General features: G+C 40.0%; 12 protein-coding genes and 1 pseudogene. 4 read left to right on the top strand and 9 right to left on the bottom strand.

Annotated elements, in window-relative coordinates:
* The first annotated feature begins 70 nt into the window (after positions 1-70).
* The 3 genes from SHEWPOL2_RS20335 (at position 71) to SHEWPOL2_RS20325 (ending at position 2,017) form a co-directional block, all read left to right on the top strand.
* Complete coding sequence (locus SHEWPOL2_RS20335; RefSeq protein ID WP_037431127.1) at positions 71-637, top strand: site-specific integrase; 567 nt, start codon at positions 71-73, stop codon at positions 635-637.
* 87 nt (positions 638-724) lie between these two features.
* Entirely contained in the window at positions 725-1,447 is a 723-nt protein-coding gene (locus tag SHEWPOL2_RS20330; RefSeq protein WP_037431124.1) for a lecithin retinol acyltransferase family protein, read from the top strand.
* A 285-nt stretch (positions 1,448-1,732) separates the two neighbouring features.
* Positions 1,733-2,017: a CopG family ribbon-helix-helix protein gene (locus SHEWPOL2_RS20325; RefSeq protein WP_037431121.1), complete on the top strand. Its 285-nt coding sequence runs from the start codon at positions 1,733-1,735 to the stop codon at positions 2,015-2,017.
* 141 nt (positions 2,018-2,158) lie between these two features.
* Here SHEWPOL2_RS20325 and SHEWPOL2_RS20320 read toward each other — a convergent pair whose 3' ends face one another.
* The 5 genes from SHEWPOL2_RS20320 to SHEWPOL2_RS20305 all read right to left on the bottom strand — a co-directional run bounded on the left by SHEWPOL2_RS20320 (position 2,159) and on the right by SHEWPOL2_RS20305 (position 6,099).
* On the bottom strand, positions 2,159-2,854 hold the full coding sequence (locus tag SHEWPOL2_RS20320; protein ID WP_050991418.1) for an inovirus Gp2 family protein: 696 nt from the start codon (positions 2,852-2,854) through the stop codon (positions 2,159-2,161).
* A 348-nt stretch (positions 2,855-3,202) separates the two neighbouring features.
* Positions 3,203-4,279 carry a DUF3987 domain-containing protein gene (locus SHEWPOL2_RS22315; protein ID WP_157173882.1) on the bottom strand — a complete coding sequence of 359 codons (1,077 nt, stop codon included), beginning with the start codon at positions 4,277-4,279 and terminating at the stop codon, positions 3,203-3,205.
* Positions 4,186-4,722, bottom strand: a complete 537-nt coding sequence (locus SHEWPOL2_RS23375; protein WP_050991416.1) for a DUF3987 domain-containing protein — start codon at positions 4,720-4,722, stop codon at positions 4,186-4,188. Before SHEWPOL2_RS23375 ends, SHEWPOL2_RS22315 begins: the two co-directional genes overlap by 94 nt.
* Positions 4,723-4,740: 18 nt before the next feature.
* Entirely contained in the window at positions 4,741-4,956 is a 216-nt protein-coding gene (locus tag SHEWPOL2_RS20310; protein WP_037431118.1) for an AlpA family phage regulatory protein, read from the bottom strand.
* 123 nt (positions 4,957-5,079) lie between these two features.
* Complete coding sequence (locus tag SHEWPOL2_RS20305; RefSeq protein WP_037431116.1) at positions 5,080-6,099, bottom strand: hypothetical protein; 1,020 nt, start codon at positions 6,097-6,099, stop codon at positions 5,080-5,082.
* Positions 6,100-6,253: 154 nt separating this feature from the next.
* On the opposite strand from SHEWPOL2_RS20305, the pseudogene SHEWPOL2_RS23105 reads away from it, so the two are divergent.
* Positions 6,254-6,446: pseudogene (locus SHEWPOL2_RS23105) on the top strand (transposase); the annotation flags it as partial.
* 654 nt (positions 6,447-7,100) lie between these two features.
* On the opposite strand, the gene SHEWPOL2_RS20300 reads toward SHEWPOL2_RS23105, so the two are convergent.
* The 4 genes from SHEWPOL2_RS20300 to SHEWPOL2_RS20280 form a co-directional block, all read right to left on the bottom strand.
* Positions 7,101-8,129 carry an HNH endonuclease gene (locus SHEWPOL2_RS20300; RefSeq protein ID WP_204366698.1) on the bottom strand — a complete coding sequence of 343 codons (1,029 nt, stop codon included), beginning with the start codon at positions 8,127-8,129 and terminating at the stop codon, positions 7,101-7,103.
* Between the two features lie 98 nt (positions 8,130-8,227).
* The gene (locus SHEWPOL2_RS20295) at positions 8,228-8,731 is read right to left on the bottom strand and encodes a lecithin retinol acyltransferase family protein (protein ID WP_037431114.1); all 504 of its coding nucleotides are present in this window, start codon (positions 8,729-8,731) and stop codon (positions 8,228-8,230) included.
* 991 nt (positions 8,732-9,722) lie between these two features.
* Entirely contained in the window at positions 9,723-10,187 is a 465-nt protein-coding gene (locus SHEWPOL2_RS20285; protein WP_037431111.1) for a hypothetical protein, read from the bottom strand.
* A gap of 349 nt (positions 10,188-10,536) precedes the next feature.
* A partial coding sequence (locus tag SHEWPOL2_RS20280) for a transposase (RefSeq protein WP_037431109.1) occupies positions 10,537-11,195 on the bottom strand: 659 nt, incomplete at its 5' end.

The following is an 11,195-nucleotide window of genomic DNA, read 5'->3' as shown; positions in this document are numbered from 1 at the left end:
CCAGGCCCGATGCGGGTTTGCGATGTGCTGGTGCCCACATTCATGGCATAGCCAATTGAGGGAACCCAGCATGAACGAAGTCGAAGCAGTGAAGAACCGCGACACCATCAAGCTTATCAGTTACCTGCTCGAACGTCACTTTGGTCAGCAGATGGCCGATGTCTGGAATATCGGTCTTAATCTGGCCCTTAGGATCTCTGACTTACTGGCCATCAAGTTCAGCGATATCAACGGCGACCGCTTAACTATCATTGAGCAGAAGACCGGTAAACGCGCCAGCATCAAACTCAACCCGAAGACGCTGGCATTGATTGAGGCGATCCACCAGCGTCACCCTGAGCATATCTACCTGTTCCAATCCCACCGCTCGAGCCAAGCCAAAGACCGGCAGGCCCCCGCGAAACCACTGACACGGCGTGCAGTCGCCAAAGCGTTTGCCTTTGTCGGTGATGATATCAAGTTAGCCCTGGGCACCCACTCGATGCGTAAAACCCGCGGCTATCACCTATATCAAGCCTGCAAAGACCTTGGTCGGGTGATGCGCATGCTGCGGCATCAATCGGAAGCGGTCACCCTGCGTTATATCGGCATCACTCAACAGCAAATAGATAAGGACTTTGTCGAGCTGGAAATCTGAGTCAATCACACGTCTATTTCACCCGATTCAACCCATTAGCAGATGCGACCTAAGGGTATCTGCGTTGTTTTTCTTGGAGTCTATACCATGTATACATTTCATCCAGGTGATCATCTGGTCACCAATATCGATCCGCTTGGCTTAACCGAACACCATGGCCTGTATGTGGGTCATGGCCATGTGATCCACTTATCTAAACAGGGCATCATCGAAGAAATCGATCTGCAGCAATTTGCTGGTGGCCATAGCGTTAGAGTAAAGAAGTCCAGCATGTTTCCCCATCAGGCCATTGAACTTGCACGCAGTCAGCTGGGTCACAGTCCATACGGCGTAGCTACCAACAATTGCGAGCACTTCGTCAATGAATGCTTAGAAGGGAGCAGCACCTCTAATCAAGTCAGTAATCTTACCCACATTGCGCTGCAAGGCTCTGCCAGAGCAGGCTTACTGGGGAGCAGTGCTTCAAAGCTAGCCACGGGGACTGTCGCAAACGTCGTGTTAGCCTCTACCGCCATCAAAATGACCGGCGAATACCTAGGGCTACCCGATAACGTTAACACTCTGCTAGGCACGCCTGGAGATCTTGTCGCTAAACCTGCCGAATGCCTACTAAAAGGCACCAGCCAAACTCTAGGTGAAACTTATACTTGCTTACGCCAAGGAGAGATGACCGGTGCGGGGATCAAACTCGTCACCGGCAGTATAGAAACTGGCTTAAACACCGTGTTGACGACAGCAGAAGTGGGCATCAATGGTGTAAAAGCCGGTGCTGAGCTGATAGCCGATGCATGGCATTGGTTAAGGTCATAATGCTTCTGCGACGGTATTGAGTGCTAAGTCAGCCATTAGCCAAACCCTATAAACGAAGCGGCATGTCGCCGCTATCGTTTTTATCCTTATTGCGATTACGTTGAAGATTAGCGTGATGACGGCGTAACATTAGTGCCCAGTTAAGCGATACAAACTATCTTCTATCATCCTTGAGCTTTATGGCGTTGCTCGAGCAAACAAGTAAACCGTGTAAACAATATTTTTTGTACCACGTTATGCTAAGGTATTACCTAGTAGTACTTAGCATTACTTTTGGAGTCACAGATGAGCACAATCAAACCCGTGTCGGTAAAATTAGATGCCGATATTAAAGCCAGAGTCGAGCATTTAGCGGAAACCCGTAAACGTTCATCACACTGGATGATGCGTGAAGCGATCCGTGAATACGTTGAGAGAGAAGAGAAACGCGAAGCTTTGCAGCAAGAAGCGTTACGCGCATGGGAAGAACACCCGACATCAGGCTTGCATGTCACCGGTGACGAAGTGGTTAATTGGCTGGAGTCCTGGGGAAGAGAAAATGAAAAGACAGCCCCTACATGCCACAAATAGTCTTCACTGCCCTCACTGCATTACGTGATTTAGAACGCTTAGATGAATTTGTTCGCAGTAAAATTATCACAATGGCATAACCGGTCAACGCCCTCATTACTAATATCATTTACAAAATGGGAAAAATTCACTCGTATATTGCTAACAAAACAAATTCAGAATTATGAATGGCCTCCATTTGATGTCTGGCGTCCGACTACAACCATAATGATGTCGTCTATCACCATAGTGTTTACTATCCACTTTAGCAAAATAACTTAAGCGTATAAATAAGACTCGTAATTCAAAAGTTTTAGTAAAAGGCAAAGTTTTATCCAAAAAATAACAAGAATGCTTTGGAATATGAACTAAACCTTGCGCATTAATTGTTTTTATAGCTAATGCACTCGCCCAAGCTTTAACGATTCGGTTATACATATTAGTTCTACCAAGTTCAAACTTACCTAAACTTCTGTAGGCATTACCATTAAAAAGCAAACAAAGATGGTAGTGTGGTTTATTATGTTCTCCAGTTTCTTGCACCCAGATGTAAAGTACATCGCTTTTATGTACAAACCCGTCTGAATGTTTAGTTTTTGCAATATAATCAGCCTTAACTTGTGCTTTCAATGATTCGATAAATCGAGTAACTGCACGATTATCATATGACTCATATTCATCTGAAAGTCTCAAGTCAACCCTTACAGCGAAAACCTTTGAGTACATGATTAATGACTGATTGATAACTCTATAATTTTTATCCAGATATTGCTCGTATACTCCATCTTTAAATCTTAAGATAGGTAATCCACAATACTCATTACAAAGCAATATATTTAAATTTCTGTTTTTAAACATAAAACCCCAAATACAACCATATAAAATATTAATTAAAAACACTGTCTTAGCAAAATGAAAAGTAAAAGACAATCAACAAAAAATTAGTTTATACTCGACAAGATATCAGCCCAAACCTAAAACAGTTATTCACAAATTTGATACATCTTATCAAGTTGCAAACCAACTAAATAAACAGTTTAGATAATTTAAATATAATATAATTAATACCCTAGAATAAACCTAGAAAAAACTCACCACCAAACACCTAGACTTGTACTTAAAAAAGCTAAACCAAGTCAAAAAAATCAACATAAAACACAATAATAATTTAAAAGTTAACTCTGAATTTATATTAAATAAAATTTATTAAAACAATGAAATACCTTTTATTTTTTGAGATGCAAGGTTACTTAATAACATATTCTGATTAAAATCCAACAAAGGCCATAAGTCTATAATTTTTGTTTTATAACAATCAAACACTGAAATTATCCCCTTTGAAACCAATTCATCCACAGCCATATTTAAAGAAGCGCTTTTTCTTAACCTAATTGGTCCATACTGTAGAACAGTATTCTTCTTTACATACCTACCACCTTTTTTCTTAAATATATCCAGCCAAAATAGCAAATCATTACTTAATACAACATTTAAAGGTGGCGGACAAAAATGGAGCATAAAATTAAATGAATAATAACTCATCAATTTAATTGACAAACATAATGCATCGACTGAGATTTTAGAATCTAAAGAATGTTCAAAATAATGAATCAATGCTGCAACTCTTGCTATATTTTCTGCTAATTTAGAGGCATGATCTTTAGCATTTTCATAAATCCCACCAGGAGCCATTTTAAATTCAATATCATTATACATTTTTAACCAAATATCCTTTGCTTCATCAGAAAACTCAACCAAATGACGGCTTAGAGGTATATTGTTTAGAAAGTCCTCAATTTTTTCATGAAAGATTGTTATAAATTCCTCTGTAAACTTAATTCCACTCGCCTGCCGGTAACCACTAACTGGCGTAGGAAAACAGACTAAAAATCGTGATAGAAAGCCATTGACTCTTACTGCACTCTGAGATTTGTGCATGAATCGCATAAAAGTTTGAGGCTGGATCATGATGTGTGTTGTCAGCCTAACATCACAAAGTGTGTAGGAATCAGTGGTTTTTCTTGCCACATAGACGTCATCACCACTCCAGATAGAATTGAGATACGGCGTAGTTGACTCTGAAAGCATATTGATTAACACACCCCCCTCACTTGACCCAAGATATGCATTGGGCGAGTCATATTTGAGTCCAGACATAAGTGCCTCTATAGTACTATCCTCATAAATAATTATGAATGATTTTGGTATTTCAGGTTTTTGCTTTTCGTGCTCGAGTAACTCATGTAATCCTTCATCAACTCCGCTATCTGGTCCTCTACACAACTTTTTTTTAATTTTTTAGTTTTAATATCATGAATTTCTTTCAAAATCTCATATTTTTTTAAATTTTCACGATAAGATTCCTCATGTTTAAGTTGGAAATTTTTAACACCTTTATTTAATAATTTTTCCACAGTAGATTTGCGTTCACCTGAATCCGCGCAAGTTAATAAATTAAGAGAGACAGGACAAATTTTACCTGTGGGTAATTCAACATTAATATGTCCCTGTAGAGCTGTTGCCACAGCAGCTAGACCAGCAGTAATGATTAAAGAATTTGATGCCTGAGTAATTAACGAGCATTCTTTTATCGCTCTCCCCAAAATATTTTCCGCTCCTACATCAGGACAAATACCATCAGATGAAGGAAACTTACCGTTGAAACAATCTTGGTTAATTGGCGCGTCAAACTCTAAATTTTTCATCCGTGGGACAATGCGTTTCATATAAAGTCTCCTTATACATTACTTTTGAGTTCTGACTGATTTAAGCCATGATTCTATCTCGCCAAAATACCAACCAACAGCCCTAGGCCCAAGTGATACTTTTTTGGGAAACGTATGGTCATATCGAGGAGATTTCGGATTTTGTTTGTCGTATATAGTAGACCGTGATAGTCCAGTTAACTTAATAACACTAGCAAGCCTAACGATTGAATAACTCGGATTACTGTCAAGCATAATCGCCTCCTTAGCATGTAAGTTTCGAAGGTGACTATAGGTTTTTTAAAGATAGAGGAAAAGGGAGAATGGGGATAGGAATCACTCCCCAAACAAGCTTAACAATTTGATTTTACATAATTTTTAATCACCCTGCTTTTTTATTCTTATCATAATTTCTGCATATTTTACATTGTCCTCAGAGAAACCTAGGTCACTAAAAAAAGCTTGAATCGATTGATTCACCTTGGCGATAGCACCAGTGGCACTATTAACACCATATGTATTTAACGCTTTGACTAAAAAGGGGAATTTACAATTTGGATTAATATTATTAAGTGGCTCTGCAGTAATCCTTTTCCCTTTAGGACTAGGGCTTAGAAAGTATGCCGCAACATCGGCTTTTTTGCCCGAGTAACCTAATGTTCGCTCAATTTTTGCAGCTAAATCTTTAGATTTCATCGTTGATTTACAATTATTCGCAAACAATTGGTAACCCAACACGGCAAGTTGATCAAGTTCCGTCAATTGACGCAGTTCTATAGGTATGAAATAGGGGCTATCATCAGGGATAGCGTTTAAATCATTAACTATATAACTTTCAATATCTGACTCAAATACATATAGTGAATCAAAGTCGACGTCAATGTGAACGCTATTGTTTTCTATATCACTGTATTTATTGTAGGAATTAACTGACTTGTCAGTAAATAGCATTTTACCATGTTCAACCGATTCTATATAAGGTAAGCTAAACTCTTTAAAATTATTGACCTCTGACGTCAGAACCATTTCTGTTGCGAAATTAAACTCACCATTTTCGTCATAAGCCATTACAACATTTACTTCATTAATTGGTATCGTTTTAGAGTTTACCAATGTAATAATTTGGCTTCTTTTTAAAAAACCATAGCATACACCTTTCACTAGTTTTAGAGTAGATATTTCATTTTTATCATTAACTTTTTTGTAAAAAAAGTTATTTTGTTTAATACGTTTCGGTATGTAATTAAATATATCCTGGTAATTAAGTAATACATGCCATACATTCTTATTAGCCGGAACAATAAAAAATATTGGCTTATCATTATTAACTAAATGACTAATGACCGATTCTCTGCCTTCGCGCAATTTTAGAGACGATAATTTGACTACAACCCTCATAGAGCTCACCTTCAACATTGCATGCTATTTCTGCTACTAATAGCAGAAATAGCATGCAATATGGTAATGATTTTTAACAAATAAAGGCTTTTTTCTAAATCGGTAAACTAAAACTGTAGCAGCGGCTCTGATAGGTTTCCCAAATCAACTTCTGCTGAATCGCCACTTCTTCGCTATAAATAACTGGAAATATAATTAAATCAAACTTTAATCAACCAAAGTTCGCTTACCTTATGGGTTAATGAAGATGAGGATGCAATTGCTAAGTGGAAAGCCAAGGTCGAGCCGCCCAAGAAAGGTCGCCCTCGAGAGTTTACGACTTAATCATGACCACTGCACTGATGATCCCATGAAAGCGATTGTTAGCAACCACTAAGTCACGAGTTCAGACCTGCATGTTTAGTCATTAACATGCAGAAATCGCTTGTTTACGTGCAGTTCGCCACTACTTCACTAGACATCATGTAGTGGCATAGTGAATTTGGCCACCTAATAAGAAAAGTTATGCTCTCATTCATAGCTAATTTAGGTGGCTTTGATGTGATGGACGCACCTCCTTTTTAGCATCGCTGTACCAAACTTTAGGTACAGTCAGAACAGGAGTAAGTAACATATCTATCAAGGTCCAAGTCACTCCCGCATTTTAATAAATCTTAACATGCAGAAACGGTGTGTTTTCGAGCAGATTTAAGCTGTTTTCAAAGCCAAAAGCTAAATTATATCGATAGACTTCACTTATGCACTCAATTCTGCATAAAAATTCAAATTCTGTCTCATATCTGACTTCTAACTCGCCTAGAGGGCAGAAGCACATCAGCACACAACGAAAACGAGATAGCTAAGCTTTATGTGTGAATCAGTCTATGAGAGACTGACTCATAAGCTCACTTTGGGACAAAAAGCGTGATAGCTCCTCTGCTCTAACTTGTCAGTTTCGGATTAAAATTTCTATGGACATAACGCTGCCAGCAGCGGTTTGTTTGTCCCTCTGGCTGACCTTGTTATGTGCTGCGAAATACTGAATCACGATGAAATTCCATGTATACCTGATGCTCAGGTTTCAGATTAACCGACATAGATTTGGTTATACCTAATCCTTCAGGCTCTTGAAGCAAAGGTGAAATTAAAATGCTTCCAGATTCGGCGAAAGAGATAAGGCCAGAGTCAAACGCTTTATCAAGTGTCGGCAACAGCAGCAGACCGTTGTAGCCATCAAGCCTTTCAATATTTGTTGAGGCATGCCAAGGCTTGATATGTGATGCCACTAACATCGAGGCATCCTTATACCCCGTAACAGCACAACCACCCCATAACGAAATCAGTTTCTGCCGGAAACTGCCTTGCCCAATTCGGGTTTTAAGCAATGCGGCTTTCTCTGTGTCGCTAACGCAGTCTTGGAACAAAATTGCTTCAACATCAGCGTCGATGTCAGAATCAAAGCCCTCCTGTAAGTATTCTGCATACTTGTTCAGAGCGCTGTTGTACATATTGTGGCCGCGATCATTTCGCTCTTGATATATCTGAAGTTCCCGCAGAGCAATTGCGATAGATTCAAAGCGGCTATAGCTCAAGATTGAAGTGAGTGGGCCATCCATGATCCCGCCATCAATGGCCCATTCTGACAATGCCCCGCTAACTGCACCCTCGTATTTCTTTACAGAGGACTCAGATAAACCACGCAGCCTCATCCAATCTTCAAACGTCACGACACTCTCCATTTTTATGACACATAACGCCCTAATTGACGCGCTTGTTAGCACTTTAAGTGCCTCGCGCATTGACTTTATAAAACCTTGATGCAATGAAAAGACCTCTGAAGCCATCTCATTGACAGCCTTAACATCATTATCAACCCATTTGGGCCAATCCCAATCACCTCGGACTTGATCTGGAACGACACTTTGAAAACCACCATGTGTTGGTGCGCATTTCTTTGCTATCAACCAACTGAATTCATAGCACTTATTCCATAGCTCTTTGCGGTAACTTCTAGTTCTGGGTTTATGAAATTTTTCTCTGGGCAGTTCCATTCATCAACGAACCTATCAATATCACTGACGAAGACGATAAGCTTTGGCCAGTTTTACCTGATGCTACAATATTCACCAAAACCACTAAATATACTTAATTAGATATATTCCCCATCTACTCTATGCCAAACCCTCCATGTGTTTGCATTGATTTCTGATTTTGCCGTATGTTTTAGCATCCACAGAAAGCTTTCTGAATTTTCAAAATTTCCTGATATGCACCCTGAAGTAAACTGATGGCAATTGTCTAAAATGACATTGTAATCCCTACAGCTCCCGACTTTATCAATAGCTCTTTCAGCGATCTTATTGCTACCTACAGGAGATTCTCCGTCACAAGAAACATAAATACTTATAGCTGAATTAAAACCACCTAATCTATTGATAAATTTCTTTGGTGAAACAATTTCAATATCGCCAGAGCCATCAAGATGAACGATTCTATTATTCCCAACATAAATACCGGAGTGTTCTGCATAACCAAAGGCCAATTCACAGTAAACAATACTTCCTTTTATTGGATACACAGTATCTCTGAAGACATTATCAACAAAACTCGCCACCAGATTTTCTAATAATCCTTGACCGAAAAATCCAAACACTACTTGTAGCTCCTTATTCGTGTAGCTTCTAAGTATCAATGAATCGCCACTAATTATACTAGATAGCAGTTAGCCTCATGCAACACTAACTTGCAATGTCACAGAAGTAATTAACGACACAAGTATGTGACTCTCGAAAATCATTTGCATTTTAATATCTATTAACATGCAAAAATCGCGTGTTTACGCGCAATTTTTAGCTGTTTTCGAAGCGAATTGCTAGATTATGTCTACAATCTTCACTTATGCACATCAAACTGCATAAAAATTCAGATTTTGACTCATATCTGACTTCTAACTAGCTTAGGTGTGCAGAAGCATGTCAGCGCACAATAAATACGAGATAGCTGAGCTTTATGTGTGAGTCAGTCTATTGAGAGACTGACTCACAAGCTCACTTTGGGATATTTTCGAGTTAAAACCTTAACTCTAACGAGTCTGTTTTAGATAAAAATATCTATGGAGATAACGCCCGCCACAAACGCAAGCAATTTGTTGCGAGTCGAGCCGCAAAGCGGCGTTTTGATGGAGTTTGTTATGCATTTTTCAATAGCCTTTCTGCCAGCGCTTTGGGTAAACACCTTTAAAAGAGATATTTATAAACTCGTCTTTACTAATAAGTCCATTTTGGTACTTAATTCCGTAGTAAATGAAAGCCGATAAAACACAAAATATGTACAAACAGAGAATAAGCGTTAAGAGGCAGCTTGCGAACATAAAAACAACTATCGTTTGATCATATTGCCGGATAGGGACATCAGTGGCTATACCAAAGAACGATGAAATATATTGGAAAAGGTAAAACGCTAGTACTCCACCAAGTATGCAACCGAAACCGCCAACTCTCGCTGATTCAGCGTAGAACTGAGGTTGTAAGTTTAACTGACTTTTAATTGCCCGAATCACTATGTGATTACCTCAAAATGCATAACGCCGCCAACACCGGAAAATTAGGTGCGCAGCGAGTGATTTGTCCGAGTGTTTGGCTTTGTTAGAAGCCATATCGACGACTCTCTTTCTCTGGGTTGTGAACCCAAACATTGCAACCACCTTCTTTGGTATATGTTTTACCCAGGTCAGTAGTAATTTCTACCAAACACATTGCTGGTTTCCCACCAAGACCAGATGCCCAAAGGTGATACTTTTTTTTATAATCAGTATTAAAGGTAAAGATTACCTTTGCATCCTTTACCCACCAATAGGGTATCTTTAGTGATTCCAGGTCACGCTGTAAAATGCACGACAATAACTTGATAGCTTCTGAAAACTTTACACCCGTGACTTCATTTGGCACATGCTCGTTTACAAGATTTATTACACACTCATTGGTGCCATTTTCTTGGGCGTATGCATATAGCTGACCGACAGCCCAGTACCCTTGATAATCAAAGTTTCTGCTCAGGCACCACTGGACTATATTTCCAGCAACTCCCTTAAGTTGTTTTCTTCGTGCCATATCTAAGTGCTTATAACGTCTTAGTATTTATGCGCTGCGCTGTTTGCAGGGCATAAATCGCTTGTTGGACTTGGCCGCTGCCACATCCGTGTAAATGGGTATGAATGATGCTATAGGAATTTGCTTTTTTGCGGTAGCGGTTTTTTATACAGTTTGATGGGTAATCACTTGATATCGTTTTAGCTTTCTCATTCTTTCACGCTCACTTTCGACTGATTTTTGACCTTGGTTGACAGTATTTGGGCTCCAGATTCAGGCTGACACTCACACCCTATCCCCTCATCGGCTTAATCCCATAAGGCTGGCTGCTTTTCGCTGTCGGTCATTACGCTACGTCTTGAGGGCGTGGTTATCCTGACAGGCGTACTGGCTGACCTTGGCTGTTAATCATCACTAATCCTTGCGGCCTTAACAGCCCAATAAACTGCAAATGACCTAACTGGCATCGCGGGCATGACCACAAACAGTCCTTATTAACTAAAGGACTCACCAATACCACCTGCGGCTTACGTAGTTGCCGCTGGATGAGCGCCAGCTTTTTGCGGCGGCAAGCATTGGCTAAAAAGCCAAAGTGCCTGACTCGCATTAACCCTTTGGGCAATACATGCAATAAGTAACGGCGGATAAACTCATCACAGCTTAACCGCATTTGCTTATGCTGCTGATGCTGACCGTCACGATAATCTTTGTAGTGAAAACTGACATGGTCTGCGGTCACTTCTGCAATTCTTGATTCATGCAGCATGCCTTTACGGGTATAACGCCCAAGGTATTCCACCACGGTTTCGGCGCGGCTCAGACACGCTTTGCTGTAAACACACCACGGTTTTGCCATTAAGGTTTCAGCCGCAGGGATAGCCAGTTCATGTTGTCGCAGCGCCCGTAATAACTTGGCCCGATACACGGTGGACAAGGCTTTCACCGGAAACAGATAATCCGTTTTCACGCCATGCCAATCCCCTGTTGACGTCAGCACACCACCCGGGATTAAGCAATGCAAGTGAATAT

It is taken from the genome of Shewanella sp. POL2 (assembly GCF_000282755.1).
Lineage (GTDB): Bacteria > Pseudomonadota > Gammaproteobacteria > Enterobacterales > Shewanellaceae > Shewanella > Shewanella xiamenensis.
Note: the sequence above shows the minus strand (reverse complement) of the source record. Positions and strands in the feature narration are given on the sequence as shown.